At 71.9% G+C, this 23,310-nt stretch carries 15 protein-coding genes; 3 read left to right on the top strand and 12 right to left on the bottom strand.

The genetic code is table 11. The features are described 5' to 3' along the window. The first annotated feature begins 81 nt into the window (after window positions 1-81). Complete coding sequence (locus AQJ67_RS26425) at window positions 82-2,400, top strand: beta-xylosidase/alpha-l-arabinosidase (protein WP_062721789.1); 2,319 nt, start codon at window positions 82-84, stop codon at window positions 2,398-2,400. Between the two features lie 108 nt (window positions 2,401-2,508). Here the strand turns inward: AQJ67_RS26425 and AQJ67_RS26420 are convergent, their stop codons facing one another. From AQJ67_RS26420 to tsaB, 7 genes are all read right to left on the bottom strand, one after another. Further along, entirely contained in the window at window positions 2,509-2,928 is a 420-nt protein-coding gene (locus tag AQJ67_RS26420) for a hypothetical protein (RefSeq protein WP_062721788.1), read from the bottom strand. 3 nt (window positions 2,929-2,931) lie between these two features. Then, window positions 2,932-9,822 carry a polymorphic toxin-type HINT domain-containing protein gene (locus AQJ67_RS26415; protein WP_079056182.1) on the bottom strand — a complete coding sequence of 2,297 codons (6,891 nt, stop codon included), beginning with the start codon at window positions 9,820-9,822 and terminating at the stop codon, window positions 2,932-2,934. Between the two features lie 28 nt (window positions 9,823-9,850). Continuing rightward, window positions 9,851-14,203: a LamG domain-containing protein gene (locus AQJ67_RS26410; protein WP_244190607.1), complete on the bottom strand. Its 4,353-nt coding sequence runs from the start codon at window positions 14,201-14,203 to the stop codon at window positions 9,851-9,853. Between the two features lie 191 nt (window positions 14,204-14,394). Further along, window positions 14,395-14,667 (bottom strand): hypothetical protein, encoded by a 273-nt coding sequence (locus AQJ67_RS26405; RefSeq protein WP_062721787.1) that lies wholly within the window; start codon window positions 14,665-14,667, stop codon window positions 14,395-14,397. Continuing rightward, the gene (tsaD, locus tag AQJ67_RS26400) at window positions 14,664-15,770 is read right to left on the bottom strand and encodes a tRNA (adenosine(37)-N6)-threonylcarbamoyltransferase complex transferase subunit TsaD (protein WP_062721786.1); all 1,107 of its coding nucleotides are present in this window, start codon (window positions 15,768-15,770) and stop codon (window positions 14,664-14,666) included. The genes AQJ67_RS26405 and tsaD overlap by 4 nt, the downstream gene beginning before the upstream one ends. Beyond that, window positions 15,763-16,260 carry a ribosomal protein S18-alanine N-acetyltransferase gene (gene rimI, locus AQJ67_RS26395; RefSeq protein WP_062721785.1) on the bottom strand — a complete coding sequence of 166 codons (498 nt, stop codon included), beginning with the start codon at window positions 16,258-16,260 and terminating at the stop codon, window positions 15,763-15,765. The genes tsaD and rimI overlap by 8 nt, the downstream gene beginning before the upstream one ends. Before the next feature lie 56 nt (window positions 16,261-16,316). Then, complete coding sequence (gene tsaB, locus AQJ67_RS26390) at window positions 16,317-16,973, bottom strand: tRNA (adenosine(37)-N6)-threonylcarbamoyltransferase complex dimerization subunit type 1 TsaB (protein WP_062721784.1); 657 nt, start codon at window positions 16,971-16,973, stop codon at window positions 16,317-16,319. A 112-nt stretch (window positions 16,974-17,085) separates the two neighbouring features. Between tsaB and AQJ67_RS26385 the strand changes: the two genes are divergently transcribed. Then, window positions 17,086-17,640, top strand: coding sequence for a L,D-transpeptidase (locus AQJ67_RS26385; RefSeq protein ID WP_062722053.1), 555 nt, complete (start codon window positions 17,086-17,088; stop codon window positions 17,638-17,640). 398 nt (window positions 17,641-18,038) lie between these two features. Here AQJ67_RS26385 and tsaE read toward each other — a convergent pair whose 3' ends face one another. The 4 genes from tsaE to AQJ67_RS26365 form a co-directional block, all read right to left on the bottom strand. After that, complete coding sequence (gene tsaE / locus AQJ67_RS26380) at window positions 18,039-18,551, bottom strand: tRNA (adenosine(37)-N6)-threonylcarbamoyltransferase complex ATPase subunit type 1 TsaE (RefSeq protein ID WP_062721783.1); 513 nt, start codon at window positions 18,549-18,551, stop codon at window positions 18,039-18,041. Further along, window positions 18,517-19,758 (bottom strand): alpha/beta fold hydrolase, encoded by a 1,242-nt coding sequence (locus AQJ67_RS26375; RefSeq protein WP_062721782.1) that lies wholly within the window; start codon window positions 19,756-19,758, stop codon window positions 18,517-18,519. The genes tsaE and AQJ67_RS26375 overlap by 35 nt, the downstream gene beginning before the upstream one ends. A gap of 186 nt (window positions 19,759-19,944) precedes the next feature. Continuing rightward, window positions 19,945-21,111 (bottom strand): alanine racemase, encoded by a 1,167-nt coding sequence (gene alr, locus AQJ67_RS26370; protein ID WP_062721781.1) that lies wholly within the window; start codon window positions 21,109-21,111, stop codon window positions 19,945-19,947. A gap of 69 nt (window positions 21,112-21,180) precedes the next feature. Next, window positions 21,181-22,071 (bottom strand): L,D-transpeptidase family protein, encoded by an 891-nt coding sequence (locus AQJ67_RS26365; protein ID WP_062722052.1) that lies wholly within the window; start codon window positions 22,069-22,071, stop codon window positions 21,181-21,183. Between the two features lie 98 nt (window positions 22,072-22,169). On the opposite strand from AQJ67_RS26365, the gene AQJ67_RS26360 reads away from it, so the two are divergent. Then, window positions 22,170-22,541 carry a holo-ACP synthase gene (locus AQJ67_RS26360; RefSeq protein ID WP_062721780.1) on the top strand — a complete coding sequence of 124 codons (372 nt, stop codon included), beginning with the start codon at window positions 22,170-22,172 and terminating at the stop codon, window positions 22,539-22,541. Window positions 22,542-22,586: 45 nt separating this feature from the next. Here the strand turns inward: AQJ67_RS26360 and AQJ67_RS26355 are convergent, their stop codons facing one another. Further along, window positions 22,587-23,279 (bottom strand): hypothetical protein, encoded by a 693-nt coding sequence (locus AQJ67_RS26355; protein ID WP_062721779.1) that lies wholly within the window; start codon window positions 23,277-23,279, stop codon window positions 22,587-22,589. Window positions 23,280-23,310 lie beyond the last annotated feature (31 nt).

The following is a 23,310-nucleotide window of genomic DNA, read 5'->3' as shown; positions in this document are numbered from 1 at the left end:
CTCACCGCGCCTAGGTTCCCGGAACATTCGAGGTGAACAACGAAACATTCGCGAGTGGGCCATCGCCCCGACAGGAGTTTCATGACCACCGCCCCCTGGCGCGACCCCGCCCTGCCCGCCGCCGCCCGCGTCGACGACCTCCTCTCCCGGATGACCCTCCAGGAGAAGACCGCCCAGCTGTACGGCGTGTGGGTGGGCGCCGCCACGGACGGCGAGGGCGTCGCCCCGCACCAGCACGACATGACCGCCGACCGCTCCGACGACGAATGGGACGAGCTGATCACCCACGGCCTCGGCCAGCTCACCCGCTCCTTCGGCACCGCCCCCGTGGACCCGGCGCTGGGCGCGCAGGCGCTGGCCCGCGCCCAGCGCCGGATCGCCGCCGCGGGCCGCTTCGGCATCCCGGCCGTCGCCCACGAGGAGTGCCTGGCGGGGTTCACGGCCTGGCAGGCCACCGCCTATCCGGTCCCGCTGGCGTGGGGGGCCACCTTCGACCCCCCGCTCGTCGAGGAGATGGCCCGCCGCATCGGCGAGGACCTGCGCTCGGTGGGCGTCCACCAGGGTCTGGCGCCGGTCCTGGACGTCGTACGCGATCCGCGCTGGGGCCGGGTCGAGGAGACCGTCGGCGAGGACCCGTACCTGGTCGGCACGATCGGCACGGCGTACGTGCGGGGCCTGGAGTCGGCCGGGGTGGTCGCGACGTTGAAGCACTTCGCCGGGTACGCGTCCTCGGCGGGCGCCCGCAATCTCGCGCCGGTGCGGGCGGGCGTCCGGGAGCTCGCGGACGTGACCCTCCCCCCGTTCGAGATGGCGCTGCGCGAGGGCGGGGCGCGGTCGGTGATGGCGGCGTACAACGAGACGGACGGGGTGCCGGCGTCGGCGGACCCGGGGCTGCTGACGGAGCTCCTGCGGGAGCGGTGGGGCTTCACGGGCACGGTGGTCGCCGACTACTTCGGCATCGGCTTCCTCCAGACGCTGCACCGGGTGGCGGGCGGCCCGGGCGAGGCGGCGCACGTGGCGCTGACGGCCGGCGTCGACGTGGAGCTGCCGACGGTGAAGTGCTACGGGAAGCCGCTGGCGGACGCGGTACGGGCGGGGGACGTACCCGAGGAACTGGTGGACCGGGCGGCGCGTCGGGTCCTGCTCCAGAAGTGCGAGCTGGGCCTCCTGGACGAGGACTGGGCCCCGGAGCCGAAGGCGTCCCGCATCGACCTGGACTCCCCCGCGAACCGGGCGCTGGCCCGGCGCGTGGCCGAGGAGTCGGTGGTGCTGCTGGACAACCCGGACGGCGTGCTGCCGCTGCCGCCGGACGCCCGCGTCGCGGTCGTCGGACCCCGCGCGGCCGACGCCCTGGCGATGCTGGGCTGCTACTCCTTCCCCTCCCACGTCCTCACGCACCACCCCGAGGTGCCGATGGGCATCGAGATCCCGACGGTCCTGGAGGCACTGCGCGCCGAACTCCCCGACGCCAAGGTGACGTTCGCGGAGGGCTGCGGGGTCGTGGACCCGGACACGGCGGGCTTCGAGGAGGCGGTGGCGCGGGCGTCGGAGGCGGACGTGTGCCTGGCGGTGCTGGGCGACCGCGCCGGGCTGTTCGGGCGGGGCACCTCGGGTGAGGGCTGCGACGTGACGGACCTGCGGCTGCCGGGCGTACAGGCCGATCTGCTGGACGCCCTGGTGGCGACCGGCGTCCCGGTCGTCCTGGTCCTGCTCACCGGCCGCCCGTACGCGCTGGGCCGCTGGCAGGGCCGGCTGGCGGCGGTCGTCCAGGCCTACTTCCCCGGCGAGGAGGGCGGGCCGGCGGTGGCGGGGGTGCTGTCAGGCCGGGTGAACCCGTCGGGGCGGCTGCCGGTGAGCGTGCCTCGGGTGCCGGGAGGCCAGCCCTGGACGTATCTCCAGCCGCCGCTGGGCCTCGCGGGCGAGGTCAGCAACCTGGATCCGACGCCGCTGTACGCGTTCGGACACGGGCGGACCTACACCGACTTCACCTGGGACGACTTCCGGGGAACGGCCTCGCGGATCACCACGGACGGCACATACGACCTCTCCCTCACCGTCCGCAACAGCGGCGACCGCGCCGGGGCGGAGGTGGTCCAGCTGTATCTCCACGACCCGGTGGCCTCCGTGACCCGGCCGGACGTCCGGCTGATCGGCTACCAGCGCGTGGAACTGGCCCCGGGCGAGGCGATGCGGATCACCTTCCGCTTCCACGCCGACCTGTCGTCGTTCAGCGACCGCGCGGGGCGCAGGGTGGTCGAACCGGGGGTGCTGGAGCTGCGGTTGGCGGCGTCCAGCGCGGAGGTCCGGCACACGGCGCGACTGGAACTCACCGGGCCGGTACGGGAGTTGGGGACCGAACGGCGGCTCCGGTGTGAGGCCGTGGTGTCGGAAGCGGGCTGACGCCCGCGCCCCGGGACGGGGGGAGGCCCACCAGCACCGGCTGGTGGGCCTCGGACTCACGCTTCGGCTTCAGGCTCCGGATTCGGGCTCCGGATTCGGGCTCCGGATTCAGGCGCGCAGCGCTTGGAGCCTCCTGAAGTCGGGCTGGTCGCCCCAGCCGTGCGCCCGGCACGCTTCGAGAAGGGCGTCACCGACGGCGTTCAGGGACCGCAGCAGTTCCTCGGCCGAGGCGACCGCCGTGCCGCCCGGGACGGCCGCGTTGACGGACAGTTCGATCGATTCGCCGTCGCGGTTCGTCAGGTCGACCCAGTAGGGCCCGTCGAAGAACCGCACCGTCCTGCGTCTGCCGGATGCCGCGCGGACGTCCTGGACCGCGTCGAGGAACTCGACGACGAACGCCACCGGCATGTCGTTCCAGCCGGACTCCGGAAAGGCGACGCCCGAGAGTTCGACCCAGACACCTCCCCAGATCGCACCCGACCTGGCCTGCTCGAGCGATCCGGCGTCGAACCGCACCTCGAAGGACATCCCTCACCGCCATACCGGGTACGCAGTTTCCACCGTGCGGGTCTCCCGGTTCACCCACATCTCGATGTCGAGGCCGTTCGCCCGGCCCCGGAGGAACACGCGCGCACCCTGCGAGGGTCCGGCCGTCGAAGCGGAGCGGTAGGCCTGCTTGATGGTCTTCTCGATTTCTCCGGCCGACATGTAGTCCGGGAACTTGGTCTTGATCCCGCTCTGCTTGTAGGTCTTTCCGGCGGCGGTGTGCCGATCGAGAACGTGCTCCATGTCGATGCTCACCTTCCGCCAACTCGGAAGGTTCACCGGCTTCGTGCAGCTGGTGTTGTGCACGAGGACCGGGGTGTCGCCCGCCAGCACATAGTACGTGTGGAGATCGGCGACGGTGAGGTTGCGCACGGCCGCGAACCGCTTGCCGTGCCGGACCGCGGTGATCCGGACGCTGTTCCCGGCGGCGGTGCGCAGGTCCTGGCCGGCCTTCAGGTCACCGGCGTCGATCCAGTCGGCGAGCCCCGGGACCCAGAACGGGTGGCCTGCCGTGGCCGTCACGTGGACTGCCCGGCCGTCGACCGTGAGCGTGATGTCCACGAGGTCCTTGAGACCCTCGCCGATGATCTCGGCGGTGACCTCCTTGACCGTGGTACGGCCGGTCTCCGGATCCGTCGCGAGGATCTCGTCGCCGATCCGGACGTCCTCGATGGGCTTCGTGGTGCCGTCCGCCATGAGGACCTCGGTGCCCGGGACGAAGCTGTTGCACTTCTCGGCGACCTTGCCCGCGTCCGCGAGTTCGTCGGACGCCCTGAGGACCTTCACCCCCTTGAGCACCCGCGCCCACGGCAGATCCAGCGCCGCCGAGCCGCAGGCCTTGACGCTGTCGCCGCCCAGGCAGCTCTTCCAGGCGTCGAAGTCCGGGGCGACGAGGGCGACCACGACCTTGTCGAACAGGGTCTGCTCGTAGTTGAGCAGCCCGAGCGCCTCGGCGGCGCCGCAGAACGAGGCCGTGTTGCCGTCCTGGGCGAAGCACTTGCGCTTGGCCCACTTCTCGACGCGCTCGTTCTCGGCGACGAGCGGGAACATGTACTCCAGCTCGATGGCGCTGGGCACCCTGACGTCCTCGATCCAGACCTCGTCGTCCTTCTGTGTGACGTTGACGGTCTGGGAGGGCGACTGGCTGTTCCCGCCGTTGCCGTTGCCGGTGCCGCCGCTGCCCGTGTGGCCCTTCGAGGGCTCGTCGTCCTCGTAGCCGTCGACGGTGGGCCAGCCCTTGCCGTCGTTGCAGCTGTCGCACCACAGGCCGGTCGGGTCGGAGAACGTCACCGGGTTGTTGTCGCTGTAGGCGTAGCCGTTGATCTGCTGCGGGTCGGTCAGGTCCAGCACCGGGTCGACCGAGAGGAAGCGGCCCGTCGCCGGGTCGTACTCGCGGGCGCCCAGGTGGGTCAGCCCCGTGGCCGTGTCCCGCGTTCCGCCGACGAAGCCCTTCGTGCCGGGCCAGGAGGCGGGCGCGGTGCCGCGGTCGCCGCCGAAGGGCAGCACCCGGCGGTGGCTGAGCTGCTGTGTCGCCGCGTCGATGGCCAGCAGTGCGGTGCCCTGGTGGTCGGCGGTGGTGAAGGAGACCTTGCCGTCGTCGGACTGGACCGCCGTGTGGCCGCCGCCGACGTCGATGTAGCGGGTGGCCTTCGGGGCCGTCGTGCCCTTGGCGACCGTGATCTCGGTGCTGCCCAGGTAGAGGGTGGTCTCGGTCGGGGTGCGGCCGACGAGCCGGTTGCCGTCGGCGTCGTAGACGTACTCGGTGACCTTCGGCGAGCCGCCCTCCACGGGCTCGGTCACCTTCGTCAGCCGGCCCTCGGCGTCGTAGTCCAGGTCCTGGGTGGTGCCGCTGCCCAGGGTGCGGACGTCCGTGTTGCCCGTGGCGTCGTAGGTGAAGCTGTCGCCCGCCGTGACACCGCCGCCGGTGCGGGTGACCGCCTTCAGGGCGTGCGGGCGGACCACCCCGGCACCCGGCACCGGATAGTCGTAGGTGCTCCTGACGTCCTTGGCCGTGTCACCCGTGACATCGTGCTGGACCTCGGTACGCCGGTTGCCGATCTTGTCGTAGGTGTACGACTGCCAGTACGGCGCCGGTCCGCCGAGCACGGACGCCGTGGGCGCCGGGGCACAGGCGGCCGTCGGCTGGGTCCACGCCTGCGTCATGCGGCGCAGATGGTCGTAGCCGAAGCACTGGGTGTCCGTGCCGGCGCGTGAGGTGTCCGAGACGGACAGGACGTTGCCGGCCTCGTCGTAGCGGAACGTGGACGCCTGGTCGACGCCGGCGACGTCCTGGCGGTCGACGCGGGTGTACGACAGGCGCTGGGTGCCCGGCTCGTACTCGTTGGTGACCCAGGCCTTCCTGCCGCCCGCGTTGGACAGTTCGTACTGCAGCGGCTTGCCCGTGAGGCTGTAGCGCACCGAGGAGCGGATGCCCTCGCGGCCGTCCACGGTGATCGGCCGCAGTGTGTCGTCCTCGTACGCGTAGACCACGGAGGACGCGGCCAGCGAGCCGGCCTTGGGCAGGCCCACGCCGGCGACCAGGCCGGACACGTCGTACGAGGTGGTCGACAGGTAGGTGCCGCTCAGGCCGTTGTTCGCCTCGGTGGCCGGGATGGTCACGGAGGTGCGCAGCGGCCGGTAGAGCCGGTCGTAGGCCACGACCTTCGAGGTGTAGGCCTGCCCGTCGACGTACCGGGTCGACTCGGCGAGGTAGCCCTTCGCCCCGCTGACCGTGTCGTACGTCCACTTGGCGCGCAGGGCGCCCGTCGCGGACCCGGACCGCGTCTCGGTCTTGCGCCCGATGCCGTCGTAGCCGTAGGCGAGCGTGTTGTTCCGGGCGTCGAGGGTGGACTTCAGCAGGCCCCGGTCGTCGTAGAAGTACTCCACCGTGCCCTTGTCCGGGTCCTCGGACCGGCCCATGTGGCCGAGCAGGTCGTACTGGTAGCTCCACTCGTTGCCCGCCGCGTCGGTGACCTTCGTCAGGTTGCCGCTCGGCGAGAAGCCGTACTTCGTGGTGTCGTACGCCGCTTCGGCGGCCCGCGTGTGGTGCTGGCGCAGCTCGGTGGTCTGACCGCGGGCGTCCGTCAGGGTGGTGGTGGCGGTGCCGCCGACCGGCGGGACGACCGTCGTGCGGTCGCCGCCGTAGATCGTCCGCGTCGTGTTGAGGACCGTGCCGCCGTCGCCGTTGCCCGCGATCTGCCGGAACTCGGTCTGCCGGCCCAGGCCGTCGTACGCGTACCGGTTCTGGGTCTCGACGTCCAGCGCGTCCTGCGGTGCGACCAGCGTCGTGGTGGGCCTGGCCGTGTCGTAGTAGGAGAGGAACTCCTTCGCCGTCAGGCCGCGTTCGTCGTAGAAGGTGTCGGTGAGCAGCCGTCCGCCGTCGGGCCCGGGGTCCTGGGTCTGGCGGGGGCGCAGGAAGCCGTCGTAGAGGACGTACGCGCTGATCTGGGCGCCGTTGTTGCCGATGCTCTTCGTCCCGACGACGACCGGCCGGCCCTCGGTGACCGTGTAGGTGTACTCGTACGTCGGGACGTCGCCCGTGTGCCGGTCGGCGAGCCACACCTTGGTCTTGCGGCCCAGCGCGTCGTAGGCGAAGTCGGTGACCTTGCCGTTGGTGTCGGTGACCGTCAGCGGTACGCCGCGTGCCGGGTCGTTGGTCGTGGTCGTGGACTGCGCGGTGGTGCTGTCGCCCGGGGTGACCGGCGGGGTGGTGACCTTGGCCGAGGCCGGGAAGCCGGTCGTCGGGGTGTACGCGGTTGTGGTGGTGCGGCCGTCGTCGCGCGCGGTCCGCGTGAGCGTGCCGGACTTGACCGTCACCGTGCCGCTCAGGTCGTTGGCGGTGAGCTTGCGGCCGTAGGTGTCGTAGCCGGCGCCGGTCTCCGTGTAGGTGGCCGTGGTGCCGTCGTGGGACTTGAGCATCGCGGTGCGCGTGGCGTCGCCCTGGGTGGGGGCGGCGTCGTAGCCGAGGCCGTCGTAGGCGGTGCGGACGTCGGAGATGACGTCCTTGGCGCGGTCGGTGGTGGCGTCGCAGGCCTTGGCGACCGTCTCGGCGCGGGACGGCAGGGTGAGGATCGCGCCGGACGCCGGGTAGGACGTGCGGGTGCACTTGTCGTCGGCGCTGGTGGCGTCGTCACCGCGGTCGTCGGTCCGGGTGATCCGGCCGGCCGTCGTGTCGAAGGAGTTCGCGGTCGTGGTCGTGCGCCATCGGTCGCCCGCCCCGCCGTCCAGCGACGTCCAGGTCCTGCTCTCGGCCGTGCCCGTGAGGTTGGCCGTGATCGTGCCCCAGTCGCGGACCCGCTTCGCGGTCTCGTGGTGCCAGGGCCGGCGGACGGTCTTGGACAGCACCGAGCCGCCGGGGCCGGAGAAGTCGACCGTCCGGTACTCGAAGCCGGCCGCCGACTCGTGGTCGCCGATCGCGTCGCCCTCGCCCGCGCCCAGCGGGACGCTGACGCTCTTCGTGCCGCCGCCCGGCGTCTCGCGGTCGCCGTGCATGCCGCGCAGGAAGTAGCTGTCGCTCTGCGAGCGCATCGCGGCCGCGCCGCCCTGACCACCGGTCCGCACCCGGACGTGGCCGTAGCCCCGCCACTGCGACCAGGTCTTCTCCTTCTCCTTGGTCAGCCCGTCATCGTCGTCGTAGTGCCAGGCCGCGCCGTCCAGGTACTCGTACGCGGTGACCTGGTCGGGCGCGCCGCCGGTGCGGTCGGTGAGGGTGACCGCGGAGGTGACGTACTTGTTGAACCAGTGCAGGTCCGGGTCGTCCGTCGCGCTGCCGCCGATGTACTGCGGGAAGCAGCGCGTGGTGTTGGTCTGCGGCGTCGGCAGGGCGTCGAAGGAGCAGACGGGCGCCGAATAGCCGACGTCGATCTGTCCGCCCGCCTCGTCGGCGACGGTGGCCAGGCGCTCCTTGACGAACGGGGCGAAGCCGTCACCGGTCCGGTCGAGCCGGTTGGCGAGCTGGACGTAGGAGAAGGACGTCTTCGGCAGGGTGACGGCCGGGCTCGCGCTGTGGCCGGTGCGCTGCACGGACTCCAGCAGCAGCTGGTAGTCGGTGTCGGCCATGCCCCAGCGGTGGGTCAGTTTCCAGGAGTCGACGTCCGTGTAGGCGCCGGACTTCAGCACCTGTGTCTTGACCGAGGTGAGCCGCTTGCGGGTGAAGAACACCGGGGACAGCCGGCCCTGGTCGCAGGTGGCGCCCTCGTCGCAGTTCAGGTCCCAGGGGGTGTCGTACCAGGAGAAGGCGTCCTTGCCGATGTCGGTGCAGGTGGTGTCGGCGTCCGGGAGGCACCGCTCGCCGCTGGTGAAGTCGACCTTGGCGAGCGGCTGCGCCGAGTACATCGAGGTTTTGCGCAGGCCGTACTCGATCCGGTCGAGGAAACCGCCGCGCACATAGCGGGTGTCGTCGGTGTCCTTGAGGTTGCGGCCGTAGGAGTTCCACTCCTTGTCGTAGTAGTACGCGAGGGCGTTGCCGTGCGGGTCGACGACGTAGTCGAGGTTCCAGCGCCAGCCCTGGTCGCAGGAGGAGCTCGCGAAGGTCGAGGCGTGGCAGGGCTCGCCCGTGTCGTCGCCGAAGACGGGGGCCGTCCAGGCGGAGTCGGTGGTCTCGTCGCCGCTCGCCCAGCCGGGCAGCCGGTTGTAGCCGAAGTAGTACTGGACGCCGTCCGGGGTGGTGACCTTCCAGTACTCGTCGTCGCGGGCGCCGTTGGACCGCACGTCGGAGGCGGTGCCGTGGATCCGCTGGACCTTGGTGCCGTCGTCGTTCTTCAGCCGGAAGGCGTCGGTGCCGTCGGGAACCAGCTCGCCGCCCTTGCCGTTGAAGGAGATGAACGCGTTGTCGTAGGCCCAGCACAGGTCTCCGGGCTTGCCGCCGTCCGCGTTCTCCACCCCGTCGTCGGCGCCGCAGGACTTGTAGCGGCGCTCGATGAACCCGGGCCACAGGTCGAAGCCGTCACCGAGCCAGGAGCCCTGGTTGTTGGTGTTGCCGGTGCGCCCGTCGATCGAACCGGAGGAGTAGGACATGCCGACGCTCGGCGTCAGCCCGCCCGGCACGTCCGGCACACCCATCTGGTACGACCAGGAGAAGTCACCGGTGTTGAGGTTCGTGCTCCACTGCGCGGACGGCGACAGCGGGGTCGCCTTGTAGTCGCCGCCCATGCCCGCCTCGTCGGCGACGGCCGCGAGGACGGTGGCGCCGGAGCCGCTCAGGGCGACCTTCGGCGCGGTGAGGGTCTGCCGCTCGGTGTCGTTGACGGTCTCGATCGGCTTGGCGGTACGGCACCCGGCCCGGTCCGGGGTGGTCAGCGCGCAGGCGGGCAGCTCGACGAGGCGCATGCGGTCGGCGTATCCGCCGCCGAAGGCCCCGGCGAAGGACGCGTAGTCGACGCGCGTGCGGACCGACTGCTTCCGGCCGGACTGGAGGCTGAACAGCAGCCCGCCCGTGCCCGCCCGACGGGCCGCCGCACGGTCGAACAGCCGGGCCTTGACCTCGCCTTGAGTTCCCCGAGCCCCTCTGAGTCCCTGTGCCCCGTTGGCCCGCTGGGTACCGCCGACCGCGAGTGGCAGCCCCTTCGCCCGTACGACACCCGAGGGGCCGCCCCCGGCCAACTCCACTGTCGCCGAACCCGCCTCGGGCCAGCTCGCCCTCGGCTTCTCCTTCGGGGTACGGGGCCCCTTCGTCACCGGCCGCGGTGTGACCTTGACCGGCGTGACCTCGACCGGCTGTTCCGACCCGGGCAGGCCGGGGCGGCCGGTGCCGCGGTCGGCGGCGACGCTCGCGGGCTGGGCCACAGCCTGGAGCAGCGTGCCGACCATGACCGCCGCCGAGGCCAGGGCGACACGGCGGCGCAGGGCACGCGCAGGCGTGCGGAATCTACCGTTCATCCTCGTCCTTCGGTCCCGGAGTGGGCGATCAGCTGTGACCCGGCACGGTGGTGGCCGTGCCCGGCATACCGAGCGACAGGTGCCCGATCTGTGCGTCGTCGAGGGCGCCCTGGAAGGTCCAGACGTCCGAGAGGGAGCCGGGGAAGTAGGCGCCGGCCCGGTCGCGGCCGAGCTGCAGCGACTGGACGGCCTTGAAGGTGAGCACGTTCTCGGCGTACGACACCTGCTCGGCGCAGCCGCTGACGTCGGGCTCGCCGTCGTCGTCGGCGTCCTGGCAGGCGACCTCCTCCAGCTCGCCGTTGACGTACAGCCGCAGCTCGTGCGCGAACCCGTCGTAGACCAGCGCCAGATGGGTCCAGTCCTCGGGGCCGTAGAACTGCCCGTTCTCCACCTCGGCCGACGTGGCGTCGGTCTTGTCGGCGTCGGCGGTGGTGATCCGCCAGCGGCCGCCGTTGGTGTCCGGAGTGCTGCTCGGGATGTAGCGGACGGAGAAGGCGTCCTTGTTCGTGCCGGGCGCGCTGAGCAGGGCGACCTGGCCGGTGGGCCGGGCCGAGGCCTGTGCGAAGGCACTCACGGTGAAGCTGGCGGTGGTGTCGAGGGGCACCGTGCCGCTCGCGGTGGCGGCGTAGTCGTTGACGCCGTCGAGGGTGAGGCCGCCGTCGACCCAGCCGGAGCCGAGCGCTGCGCCGTTGTGCAGGCTCAGGCCCGCGGCGGCGGGGCCGGCGTCCGGGGTGACCGGCGGGGTGGCGGTGGACGCGGTCTCGAACTTCCAGCGGCTCTTGACCAGCGGCCGCTGCCTGAACAGCTGCTTCACCTCGTCGTCGGAGACGGCCCGGTCGTAGAGGCGTACGTCGTCCATGGCGCCCTTGAGCGGGCTGCCCAGGGTGCCGTCGGCCTTGCGGGTGCCGCCGAGGGTGACCTGGCCGACGGCCAGCCACGGGGTGGTGAAGGCGGCCGTGCCCTCCAGGACGCCGTTGACGTACAGCAGGATCTTGCCCGCGTCGACGTCCTGGACGGCGACGACGTGGTTCCACTCGCCGAGCCGGGCCGCGGCGCAGTTGGTGTTCGCCGGGCAGGCGGACTCGGTGACGCGGACGACCGTGGAGTCGGCCGTGTCGCTCTGTTCCCGGATGAAGACCCAGCCGCCGAGCGCGGTGGAGTGGTACAGCTCGAAGCCCGGGTTGACGGTGCCGGCCTGGGCGACCGCCGTCATCGCCTTGGCCTCCTTGTCCTTGGGCAGCTTCACCCAGGCGGAGACCGCGAAGCTCTGCGCGGTGTCCATGATCGGGCGGCCGGTGGTCGCGTGGTCGTCGACGCCGTCGAACTCGACCGCCCGGTTGTTGACCCCGGCGACCCCTGCGGTGGCGCCGCCCTTGAGCTGGGCCGGGGCCTGCTGGGCGCGGCCGGTCAGGGCGACGGCCTCAGCGGTCTCGTCCAGCGGGAAGACCAGCTTGGCCGGACGCGCGCTGCTCACCGGCACCTTGTTGTACAGCTGGGTCACCTGGGAGTCGGTGATCTGGTAGTCGAAGAACTGCGCCTCGTCGAGGGAGCCCTTGAAGAACCCCTCCACGGTCCCGTAGTGGGAGGCGGCGCCGAGGATCGTGCGGCCGCGGGCGTCCCACGGGGTGGTGGTGTACGGGGCGGTGGCGACGAGGGCGCCGTTCACGTACAGCTTCAGCTGCTGGCTGGGGTAGTTGAAGGCGGCGACCAGATGGGTCCAGGTGTTGACGCGGGCCGACTGGCAGGCGGTGTCCCCGCTCGCGCAGGCGGGCTGCACGGCCCTCGCCACACCGGTGCCGGACGCGTCGGTGGTGTGCCGCAGGAAGACCCAGCCGCCGAGCGCCGTCGAGTAGTAGATCTCGTAGCCGCTGGTGCTGGAGCCGGCCTGGGCGACGGCGACGGGTGCGCCGGTCGGGTCGGCGGGCAGCTTCGCCCACACCGACACCGCGAAGCTCTTGGCGGTGTTGAGGACCGGGGAGTCACTGGCCGCGTAGTCGTCGGTGCCGTCGAGTTCGAGACCGTTGCCGCTCACGCCCTCGGCGCCGGGCTTGGCGCCCGCGTACAGCTGGGCGGGCCACTCGCCGCCCGAGCCGGTGACCTCGGTGGCACCCGTGCTCTCGTCCATCTGCCAGGACAGCCGGTCGGGCTGGCCGGAGCGGACGCGGAAGTAGTAGGTGCGGGTCTCGGAGCCGTTGCCGGCGGCGTCGAAGGCCTTGGCGGTGATGAAGTTGACGCCGGGCTTGGTCGGCATGAACTTCATCGTCTTGGCGCCGCCGCCGGAGGTGGTCAGCGTGTGGGCGCTGGTGGGCGAGCCGTTGACGCCGAACCAGTACTTGGTGACGTCACCGGAGGAGGTGTCGATGGTGAAGGTGCCGTACCGGCCGACGCCGTCCCACCAGGGGTCGTTCGGGTCGGCGGGGTCGGAGGCCGGGTACTGCGACGAGGCGATCGACGGGCCGACGGGCACGGTGGTGTCGTAGACGAAGTGACAGCTGTGCGCGTTCTGGGAGCTCCAGGCGGACCACTGGCCGCCGTCCCAGGCACGGGCCTGCCAGCCGACGGTCTTGTTCTGCGGGATGGTGGTCGGCAACTGGATGGAGAAGTCCGAACCGGACGCCTTGTCCGTGCTCTTCGCCGAGATCCAGTGCTGCTTCCAGCCGTCGCCGTTGTCCCACAGCGCCCGGAACTGCACCTGGATCCGGTCCTTGTCCGGGTCGCTGACGTTGTTGGCGCGGACGGTCGCCCGGGAGCGCACCCGCACCCGGGTGTCGTTCGGCTCGCAGGTGCCGCCGGGGTCCATGGTGAGCTGCGAGGTGGAGATCCGCGGCGGCGGACGGTTGTAGCGGACGCGCAGGAACGCGTCGTCGGAGAACCGCTTCCAGCTGTAGCGGTCGCCCTCGCCGGAGGCGCTGGCCCGCATGCCGAAGGTGATCTGCGGCCACTTCTTCGCCGCCGCCATCGCCACGGCGTCCTTCACGTCGAACTCCGCGTCGGCGGCGGCACAGCCGTCGTAGCCGTAGGCGAAGCTGCGGCTGCGCAGGTGGTCGATCCAGAAGCCCGAGTCGTCCTGGGTGTTCCAGGTGGTGGAGGAGTTGATCGCCTTGGTGCGCCAGAGCTGCACCTCGCGTGCCTCACAGGACGACGACCAGGTGTTGCGTACGACGAACTCGGCGGACAGGATGCTGCGGCCCGCGAACTTGGTGGTCGGGATCTGGTAGAAGAGCCGCTTCACGTCCTGCGGCTGGCAGTAGCTCCAGCCGCAGAACCCGAGCCCGGCGTCCGAGTCACCGTTGAACTTCCACTGCGGTGAACTCGCCCAGTACCGCGAGGCCATGGTCCACGAGGTGGCCTTCGGCGTGTACCACTGCGGGTCGATGAAGACCGGGTAGACGGTGTCGGACCCGGTGAGCAGCTCCTTGTCCGGGGTGAGGACGAGTTCGTCCCCGCCCGCGGGGAGGTCGACGCCGATGGGCTCGACCCGGCCGGCGTCGGCGGCGGTGGGCTCGGCCCCGGAGGCGTCCGTGCCGCCGGCGGCCTGGGTGATGTCGCCGGCCGCGGTGCTGTCGTCGGCCTCGGCAGCCGAGAACGACGCCGGCTGTACGCCCGTCCCGGCCCGGGTGTCCGACGACGGCTGCGGTTCCTGGGTGCTGGAGTCCCACATCACGGGCCGGGGCGCCTCGAACACGACCCCGCCCGAGCCCTCGTCGACCGCGGCCAGACCCCCGTTCGCGGTCTCCCGCGTCACGAGCCCCTCGGTCCCCAGCCTGAGCCGCAGCTCGGCGAGTTCCCCGCTGCCGGCCGCCTCGGCCGACTTGACGACGAGGAGCTGGGTGAAGCCCTCGGGCCGGGCTGCCAGTCGGAGGTCGACGTCCGGCAGGATGTCGGGGTACGTGGCCGTGTCGCCGTCCAGACGAGGCGCCGGCACGGTGCCCGGCCACGACAACTCCAGGGTCCGACCGGCACGTTCCAGCCGCACGAGCGGCCCCGCGCCGCCACCGGAGAACGCCAGCCCCACGGAGGCCGCCTTCGGCGCGACCATCCCCTTGCCGGCGCCGCCGGTCACCGCGGCGAGGTCGGTGTCGATCGCCCGCCAGGCCCCGTCGATCCGGGTCCGCACCGGACGCAGGTACTCACGGGACTCAAGGTCGCCGTCGGGGGTGGCGAAGACGTCGGTGCTCTCGCCGCGCAGCGCGAGGATCTCGACGTTCCTGCCCAGGCGCGCGGCCCGCGCGAACGCCTCTGCCTCGGTGTCGGCGAACGCCTCTGCCTCGGTGTCGGCGACGGCCGCTTCCCCGGCGTCGGACGACTGGCCGCTCACGGCCCGCGTCACCGCGGCGGCCTGCGGACCGCCCCAGGACGACGGCAGGAGGCCGACCGTCACAGCGATCCCCACACCTGTCGCGACGAACGCGACGGATCTACCAGACCCCCTGCGGCCACGCGCACGACGAACCGTCACGGCCCCTCCCCCGTCCGGCGAAAGCCGGTTCAAGATCCCGTTATGGACACGTCAAAGTAAGGGGATCCTGGGAAGGAAGGGTGAATTCCGAATGCCGGAAAGCTGAACTCGCCTCACGCCTCTTGAGGCAACTGGGGCCCCACCGGCTCGAACCGCCACCGATGCACGGCCCGCTGCGCCAACTCCGCGTCCGGCTCGGGAAGTTCGGGCAGCTCGGCGTCGAACTCCGCGTCCCACCACGTGATGACGAGGACCCGGTCCTGCGGCGCCCGGAAGGTCTCCCGGCGCAGCGGCGCCACGGCCAGCTCCTGCGCCCGTGCCCACGCCAGCAGTTCCTCCCCGCGCCCCGCAACCGCGCGCGCCTCCCACATCAGCGCGACCGTCACGAGTACAGGTTCTCCTTGCTGACCTCGTGCACATGGTCGTGGCTGTGGTCATGCCCGGGCACATGAGGGTCCGTCACCGGCAGCGAGGAGTCCGCCGACAGGTCCCAGCTGGACGCCGGCCGGTTCCGCGCCACCATCTCCGCGCCCAGCGCCGCCACCATCGCCCCGTTGTCCGTGCACAGCTTCGGCCGGGGCACCCGCAGCCGGATGCCGGCCGCCTCGCAGCGCTCCTGGGCCAGGGCCCGCAGCCGGGAGTTGGCCGCCACGCCGCCGCCGATCATCAGGTGGTCGACGCCCTCGTCCTTGCAGGCACGGACGGCCTTGCGGGTCAGCACGTCCACGACCGCCTCCTGGAAGGAAGCGGAGACGTCCCGCACCGGCACCTCCTCACCCGCCGCCCGCTTGGCCTCGATCCAGCGGGCGACCGCCGTCTTCAGACCGGAGAAGGAGAAGTCGTACGCCGGGTCGCGCGGGCCGGTCAGACCGCGCGGGAAGGCGATGGCCGCCGGGTCGCCCTCGCGCGCGTACCGGTCGATGACCGGGCCGCCCGGGAAGCCCAGGTTCAGCACCCGGGCGATCTTGTCGAAGGCCTCGCCGGCCGCGTCGTCGATGGTCGCGCCCATCGGGCGGACGTCGGAGGTGATGTCCGACGACAGCAGCAGGGAGCTGTGCCCGCCGGACACCAGCAGCGCCATCGTCGGCTCCGGCAGCGCCCCGTGCTCCAGCTGGTCCACGCAGATGTGGGAGGCGAGGTGGTTGACGCCGTAGAGCGGCTTGCCCAGCGCGTAGGCGTACGCCTTCGCCGCCGAGACGCCGACCAGCAGCGCGCCCGCGAGCCCGGGACCTGCGGTCACCGCGATGCCGTCCAGGTCGCGGGCGGAGACACCCGCCTCCTTCAGCGCGCGGTCGATCGTCGGGACCATGGCCTCCAGGTGCGCCCGGGAGGCGACCTCCGGCACGACGCCGCCGAAGCGGGCGTGCTCGTCGACGCTGGAGGCGATGGCGTCGGCGAGCAGCGTGGTGCCACGGACGATGCCGACGCCGGTCTCGTCGCAGGAGGTCTCGATGCCGAGGACGAGCGGCTCGTCCCGTGAGTCAGTCATTGATCTCGGTTCCTTGTACGGAAGGTGAACCCGCGGCGGAGCCGCTGCCGGATTTCGTGTTCAGTCGCATCACCAGGGCGTCCACGTTCCCCGGCTGGTAGTAGCCGCGCCGGAAGCCGATGGCCTCGAAGCCGAAGCGCTCGTACAGCTTCTGCGCGCGGACGTTGTCCACCCGGCACTCCAGCATCACTTCGGCGCACTCGAAGGCGGTGGCGGCCCGCAGCAGTTCGGTGAGGAGCCGACCACCGAGGCCGGTGCCCCACTGGTCGCGGGCGACGGCGATGGTCTGGACGTCGGCCAGATCGCCGGAGGAGGCGAGCCCGGCGTATCCGACGAGCCGTTCGCCGTCCTCGGCGACGACGTAGTGCCGGGTCGCGCCGGGCCCCCGCGCGTGGGCCAGCTCGGACCAGAACATCCCCCGGGACCAGGCGTCCTCGGGGAACAGGGCCTTCTCGAGACCCAGTACGGCGTCGATGTCCCACCAGCGCATCTCGCGCAGCGCAGGAGTCACGGGCGGCCCGGTCCGCGGTCCGGTCGGCTGTCCTGTCACTTGGGGGTGACCACCTTGTAGTTCTTGGGGACCTGCGCGTCGGGGCGGCGCAGGTACAGCGGCCGGGGCGCGGGGAGTTCCTCGCCGGCCGTCAGTCTCTCGGCGGCCAGCGCCGCGAGGGCCGCCGCCGACACGTGCTCGGGCGCGTGGGCGCCGGGGAAGGTGTCGGGGTACAGCAGCGCGCCCGCGCCGACGGCGGGCAGGCCCGCGACCTGGTCGGCGATGTCGGCGGGCCGGTCGACGGCCGGGTCGGTCAGCCGGGTACGGGAGTCGGCGTACCGGGCCCAGTAGACCTCCTTGCGCCGGGCGTCGGTCGCCACGACGAAGGGGCCCGTCTCGATGTCGGTGGCGTACGCGAGACCGTCCAGCGTGCACACGCCGTGCACGGGGACGCCGAGGGCCAGCCCGAAGGTGTCGGCGGTCATGAGTCCGACGCGCAGCCCGGTGTACGGGCCGGGTCCGATGCCCACGACGATGCCGGTGACGGCGTCGAGTTTGAGTCCGGCCTCGGCGAGCACGCGGTCGACGGCCGGCAGCAGCAGCTCGCCGTGCCGGCGCGCGTCCACCTGGCTCGACGAGGCGATGACGTCCGTGCCGTCGTGCAGCGCGACGGTGACGGCGGGGGTGGCGGTATCCAGAGCGAGCAAGAGCACGCAAACAGCCTACGGCGCCCGCGCCCCCAGAAGCGCCGCCCCGGTCGGCCGCTTGACGGCTGCTACGGTCGGCTCGAACCCGACGTACGACACGAACGCTGAGGTGGTGACGGTGGCAAGCAGCAGCTCCTCGATCGTCGCGGGGCTCACCGTGGCGGCCCTGGCGACCGTCGGCTTCCTCGCCTTCCAGGCCTCGGCGACCGTCCCGGCCGACCTGCGGGCGCCGCACGCCGCCCGCTCACCCGAGGCGAGCACCTCCAAGGCGCCCCACGACAGGAAGCCGGGCGCGCTGCCCGCCGGTTCCGGCGCCGGTCAGCGGGTCGTGTACGCCATGGGCCGCGACCGGGTCTGGCTGGTCGACCCGGGCGAGAAGGTCAAGCGCACGTTCCGCGTGACCCCCGGAACGGTCGACCCGCCACCGGGCACCTACACCGTCACGTCCCGCTCCAACACGGTCACCGGCACCGACGGCCTCCCCGTCGAACACGTCGTCCGCTTCGCCACCGTGGAGAACACCACCGTCGGCTTCAGCGCCCCCGCCGACGGTTCGTCCCCCCGGCCCAACAACCCGACGGCGAAGACGGGCGGCATCCGCGAATCCCGGGCGGACGGCAACGCCATGTGGGACTTCGCGACGATCGGCCGAACGGTGGTAGTGATCCCCTGAGAAGCGGCTACGGATTCGGTCGCGGTTCAGCAACGTCCTTAGGGGCGCGGGGCTGTATCAATGTGCGGCTCCGCCGCGTGGGCGCGACCAGCCACAGCGGACCCGCAGACAACGGACGGCCTCACGGCACACCCAGCGGAGCGCCGCGGCGGCGTCGAAATCACCTTCGCCGCCACCCCCGCCGCCAACAGATCCCGCATGGACACCCCGGCGACCACCTGGGAACCCTGCGGAACCTTGTTCTCCGAAGCCGACATGGACGCCTCCTGGGAGCCGGGGGCGGAGTAGTTAGGCACACCTAACTACGAGCTGGATACCATGTGACCACGCACGCGACCGCGAACGCAATATTTTGCCGACACCTTGTCGGAACGCACTGCACCCGGTTCAGCCCCGGTTCAGGCGGACAGCACGCTCAGGTCCACGGAGCCCCACCGCTCCCCCAGCCCCGTCACCGTCACATGCCGCACCTCGTCGGTCGTGTCGCCCACGGCCCGGTGGATCACGAGCTGCAACCGCTCCTCGGTCAGCTCCTCGACCTTCCCCTCGCCCCACTCCACGACGATCACCGACTCCGGCAGCGAGACGTCGAGGTCGAGGTCCTCCATCTCGTCCAGCCCGCCGGCCAGGCGATACGCGTCGACGTGGACGAGCGGCGGACCGTCGCCGAGGGACGGGTGGACCCGGGCGATCACGAAGGTCGGCGAGGTGACCGCACCCCGGACCCCCAGCCCCTCGCCGAGCCCGCGCGTCAGCGTCGTCTTGCCCGCGCCGAGCTCCCCGCTCAGCATCACGAGATCGCCGGCGCGCAGCAGCTTGGCGAGTCGGCGGCCCAGCTCCCGCATCTGGTCGGGAGAGGTGACGGTGAGCTCTAGATCACCCGCGTTGTGCGGTGCTGCTGGTGCTTCCATAGCCACTTACGGTAGCCCCTGCCGGCACGGCACCCGCCCGGGTGAGCAGGTCGGCCATACGGTCGGTGACGACCTCCGGGTGCTCCAGCATCACCAGGTGCCCGGCGTCCGGCACCAGGACCAGCTCGGCGTCCGGCAGCAGGTCGGCGATGGCCTCGCTGTGCTCGCTGGGCGTGACGAGGTCCCCCACACCGGCCAGCACGAGCACCGGCATGTCCGTGAAGAGGGCGAGCGCCTCGGTCTTGTCGTGGTCGGAGAAGGCCGGGTAGAACTCCGCGACCACGTCGATCGGCGTCCCCTCGATCATCCGCTCGGCGAACCGGGCGACCGCCGGGTCGACGTCCCGGGACGAGAACGAGTACCGCTTGATGATCCCGGCGAACAGGTCGGCCGTGGCCCGGCGCCCCTTCTCCACCAGCTCGGCCCGCTGCCCCAGCGCCCTGAGCACGCCCGGCAGCACCCGCCGCACCGCGTTCACTCCCGCGACGGGCAGCCCGAAGTTGACCTCGCCGAGCTTCCCGGACGACGTACCGACGAAGGCGGTGGCGACGACCCGGTCACGGATCAGCTCCGGGTACTGGTCGGCCAGCGCCATGACGGTCATGCCGCCCATGGAGTGCCCGACCAGCACGAGCGGTCCCTCGGGCGCGGCCGCGTCGATGACGGCCTTCAGGTCACGGCCGAGCTGCTCGATGTCGACGTGGGTGCCCTGCTCCGTCTGGGCGACACCCCGGCCGGACCGGCCGTGGCTGCGCTGGTCCCAGTGCACGGTGCGCACGACGCCCCGCAGCGCGGCGCGCTGGAAGTGCCAGGAGTCCTGGCTGAGGCAGTAGCCGTGGCTGAAGACGACGGTGACGGGGGCGGGAGCCTTGCGGCCGAAGAGCCGACGCCGGCGCGGTGTGAGGGCGGGAGCGGCATCGGGGTCGATGTCGTCGACCTCGTAGTACAGCTCGGTGCCGTCGTCGCCGTAGGCCTTGCCGGGCATGCCGCGCAGCGAGCCGTACGGTCCCGCGGAGTCGAGGGCGAGGCGGGCCTTGGCCCGCATGCCCCGGCCGACGGTCATCCGCTCTATGGCGACGCCGGCGGCCGCCCCGGCCGCGATCACGCCTATCGCCGCACCGGCGAATCCGGTCGCCCTGCGCCAGTTCGCGGCCGCCCCCGTGGCGGAGGCGACGGCCGCGACGACCTCCGCGCTGCTCTCGCTCACGTACCGCTCCTCTTCGCTGGGTCGGGTGGTGCTGGTGTGACGTGGGTGGTGGATGGTGCCGGTGTTCGGTTGCGATGTTCCGCTACGGGTTACCCGTCTCGTTCCTCATTCACATAGCCGCATGCCCACGAACGCGTCACATGGACGCGTCCATCGGCCGCATCCTGGGCCTGTCGGCAGGCCGCGTCACAGGGACGCATTCCTATAGACGCGTGGAACGCGCGTTCCGATCCGGGTGACGATTTCGTACGCGATGGTCCCGGCGGCCTGCGCCCAGTCCTCGGCGGTGGGCTCGCCGTGTTCGCCGGTCCCGAACAGCACGGCTTCCGCCCCGGCCTCGGGCTCGTCCCCGCCCAGGTCGACCACGAACTGGTCCATCGCGATCCGCCCCGCTACCGTCCGCCACTTGCCGCCGACCAGGACGGGGCCGGCGCCGGAGGCGTGCCGCGGGATGCCGTCGGCGTAGCCGAGGGGGATCAGGCCGAGGGTGGTCTCGCCCGGGGTGACGTATCGATGGCCGTAGCTGACGCCGTGGCCGCCCGGGACGTGTTTCACCAGTGCGAGGGACGCCGAGAGGGTCATCACGGGCCGCAGTCCGAAGTCGGCGGAGCTGCCGAGCTCGGGGCTGGGCGAGATGCCGTAGGTCGCGATGCCGGTGCGCACCAGGTCGAAGTGGCTGTCCGGGACGGTGAGGGTGGCGGGCGAGTTGGCGATGTGCCGCACCTCGGGCCGCGCGCCCTGCGCCTCGGCGTACGCCACCATCTCGCGGAAGCGGGAGAGCTGGGCGGCGATGGACGGATGTCCGGGCTCGTCGGCGCAGGCGAAGTGCGACCAGAGCCCGGTGATCCGGAGCAGCCCGTCGGCCTCGGCGCGCAGGGTCTCGCGGACCAGCTCGGCCCAGTCGTCACCCGGCTGGCAGCCGTTGCGCCCGAGACCGGTGTCGGCCTTGAGCTGTACGCGCGCGGGGGCGCCGGCCTGCCGGGCGGCCTCGGTGACCTCGCGCAGGGCCCACATCCCGCTGACGGAGACGTCCAGGTCGGCCTCGATGGCCTCCCGCCAGGGCCCGCCCGGCGTCCACAGCCAGCACATGATGCGGACGCCGTCCAGCCCGGCGGCCCGCAGCACGAGGGCCTCCTCGGGCGTGGCCGTACCCAGCCACCGGGCCCCGCCCTCGATCGCGGCGCGGGCACACGGGAGCGCCCCGTGGCCGTACGCGTCCGACTTCACGACGGCCATCAGGGCCGCGCCCGGCGCATGGGCGCGCAGGGTCCGCACATTGGCCCGCAGGGCGGCCAGATCGATCTCGGCGCGGGCCCGCAGGGGCGCGGTCCGCAAGGCTGCTGTTTCTGTCATGGCGCCCCCAGTGTCTCAGAGGGCACCGACAACGCCGCCGAGCCTGGACCCGGCCCGTGGCTGCCGGGTCTACGGCTCCGAGCGGTGCCCCCACACGTACACCCGGTCGTTCTGCTTCAGCAGGCCCCACAGTTTCCGCGCGTCCTCCAGGCGCATGTTGACGCAGCCCATGGAGCCGACGGGGGTGAAGAGGGTGGCGTAGACACCGTGGAAGGCCTGGCCGCCGCTGAAGAACTGGGAGTAGGGCATGGGGCTGTGGTAGAGCGACGACACATGGTTCTTGTGCCGCCAGTAGACGCGGTGCCAGCCGACCCGGGTGCCGTATCCCTTGCGGCCGCTGCGGATGTGCACGGGCCCGTACACGACCTTCTTGCCCTGCTGCACCCAGGCCAGCTGCCGGTCGAGGTCGACGCAGGCGACCCGGTACGCCCGCACCGGGCACTTCCCGGCCGCGTTGGGGTCCTTGCGGGCGGCGTCGAGCTGCATGGTGGCCCAGGTCACGGGCCCGGCGAAGCCGATGGCGGGCTTGATCTTGTGCTTGGTCTGGAAGGTGCGGATGGCCCGGCAGTCGTCGGGCGACTGCTTCCCGTCCGCCTCCCGCTTCAGCCACGCCTCGACCTCCCGCTGACGGGGACCCGTCTGCTCGCTGCACTTGGGCTCGTCGAGGACGTCCCAGGGGTCGACGTACTCCACGAGTTCGTCCGTCCCCTTCTTCGCCTTCGGCGGCTCTACGGCGTCCTCCTCGGCGGTGGGCTCGTACACCTTCGGCGGCAGGGCCTGGTCGGGCGTGTCGGTCGCCCAGAGCGGGAGCGTGCTGAGGGGGACGCCGGGCACGAGTTCGGCCTGCGGTCCGGAAGCCGGGGGTTCGGGGTCGTCGGCCGAGGCACTGCCGACGGGCAGCACGGCGGCGCCGGCGAGCAGCAAGGCGATGCTCCGGCTTGCGATACGTCCGCTGATCATGCGGACAGGGAAGCGTGCGGAACCCGCGGTGCGGGAGGCGCCGCGCGGCGGGGTCACTCTTTAGGGAGCGTTTTCGAGCGCGCCATAGGGTGCTAGGCATGAGCATCATCGGGGTCGGTATCGACGTGGCGGAGATCGACAGGTTCGAGGCGGCGCTGAAGCGCACCCCCGGGCTGGCCGAACGCCTGTTCCTGCAAAGTGAGTTGCTGCTGCCCACGGGCGAACGCCGGGGCAGTGCCTCGCTGGCCGCCCGTTTCGCCGCGAAGGAGGCCCTCGCGAAGGCGCTGGGCGCGCCCGCGGGCCTGCTCTGGACGGACGCCGAGGTCTTCGTCGAGGACAGCGGCCGGCCCCGGCTGCGGGTGACGGGGACGGTGGCGGCGAAGGCGGCCGAACTGGGCGTCCGGTCCTGGCACGTGTCGCTGAGCCATGACGCCGGGGTGGCGTCGGCGGTGGTGGTGGCGGAGGGCTGATCCCCGCCACCCTCCACCCGCCCCGCGCCCCGCGCCCCGCCGGCGTCAGCAGATGGACTGGCTGCTGTTCACCCGCGTGATGTTCCGGAAGGTCGTGTTCTCACCGCAGGGGCTCTCCCTGATCGCCGAGTTGGTCACGGTCAGGTTCTGGACGGTGATGTCCCGGTTGTTCGGGAACTCCGACCGCGCCGCCAGCCGCAGCTCGCCGCCGCCGGTGATGCTGCCGCTCTGGGCGGCGAGGTTGACGTTGTAGCAGTTCTCGATCAGCACCGAGTTGTTCCCGGTGTTGGTGAGGGTCACCCGGTCGATGACGGCCCCGCCGCTCTCGGACACGCAGAACGTGCCGCGCGAGTAGACGGGCGCCTGGTCGCCGGACCCGCTCCCGGTGACGTCGATGGTGCCGCAGACGTCGAGCGCGGTGTAGCTGGGCAGGGAGATCCGCGACCCGGCGGACATCGATCCCGAACCCCGCACCACCACCCGCTCCTTGGCGGTACGCCCGGAGGTCAGGCTGTTCACGGCGGCCTGGACGGCGGCCCGCATGTCACCACCGGTGTAGACGGTGCTGCCGCCGCGCCGGGCGGTCCAGGTGCTGCCGTTCAGTACGGCCTCGGCCTGGTAGGAGCCTTCACCGCAGGCGGCGGCCGCGGCCTGCGGCGCGGGACCGGTCAGGGTGCCTACGACGGTGAGGAGAGCGGTGGCGCCGACAGCGGCGAGGAGGGAGGCTCTGCGTCCCATGGGGGTCCTCTCATCAAACCGATCGCGTCGA

The sequence above is a fragment of the Streptomyces caeruleatus genome (assembly GCF_001514235.1).
In the GTDB taxonomy this organism is placed as follows: Bacteria; Actinomycetota; Actinomycetes; order Streptomycetales; family Streptomycetaceae; genus Streptomyces; species Streptomyces caeruleatus.
This window is presented reverse-complemented; position numbering and strand designations above follow the sequence as displayed.

Excerpts from the sequence above, each read along its gene's own strand:
- AQJ67_RS26425 (WP_062721789.1), top strand. The coding sequence starts at position 82 with ATGACCACCGCCCCCTGGCGCGACCCCGCCCTGCCCGCCGCCGCCCGC.
- AQJ67_RS26420 (WP_062721788.1), bottom strand. The coding sequence starts at position 2,928 with ATGTCCTTCGAGGTGCGGTTCGACGCCGGATCGCTCGAGCAGGCCAGG.
- AQJ67_RS26415 (WP_079056182.1), bottom strand. The coding sequence starts at position 9,822 with ATGAACGGTAGATTCCGCACGCCTGCGCGTGCCCTGCGCCGCCGTGTC.
- tsaD (WP_062721786.1), bottom strand. The coding sequence starts at position 15,770 with ATGACTGACTCACGGGACGAGCCGCTCGTCCTCGGCATCGAGACCTCC.
- rimI (WP_062721785.1), bottom strand. The coding sequence starts at position 16,260 with ATGCGCTGGTGGGACATCGACGCCGTACTGGGTCTCGAGAAGGCCCTG.
- tsaE (WP_062721783.1), bottom strand. The coding sequence starts at position 18,551 with ATGGAAGCACCAGCAGCACCGCACAACGCGGGTGATCTAGAGCTCACC.
- alr (WP_062721781.1), bottom strand. The coding sequence starts at position 21,111 with ATGACAGAAACAGCAGCCTTGCGGACCGCGCCCCTGCGGGCCCGCGCC.
- AQJ67_RS26365 (WP_062722052.1), bottom strand. The coding sequence starts at position 22,071 with ATGATCAGCGGACGTATCGCAAGCCGGAGCATCGCCTTGCTGCTCGCC.
- AQJ67_RS26360 (WP_062721780.1), top strand. The coding sequence starts at position 22,170 with ATGAGCATCATCGGGGTCGGTATCGACGTGGCGGAGATCGACAGGTTC.
- AQJ67_RS26355 (WP_062721779.1), bottom strand. The coding sequence starts at position 23,279 with ATGGGACGCAGAGCCTCCCTCCTCGCCGCTGTCGGCGCCACCGCTCTC.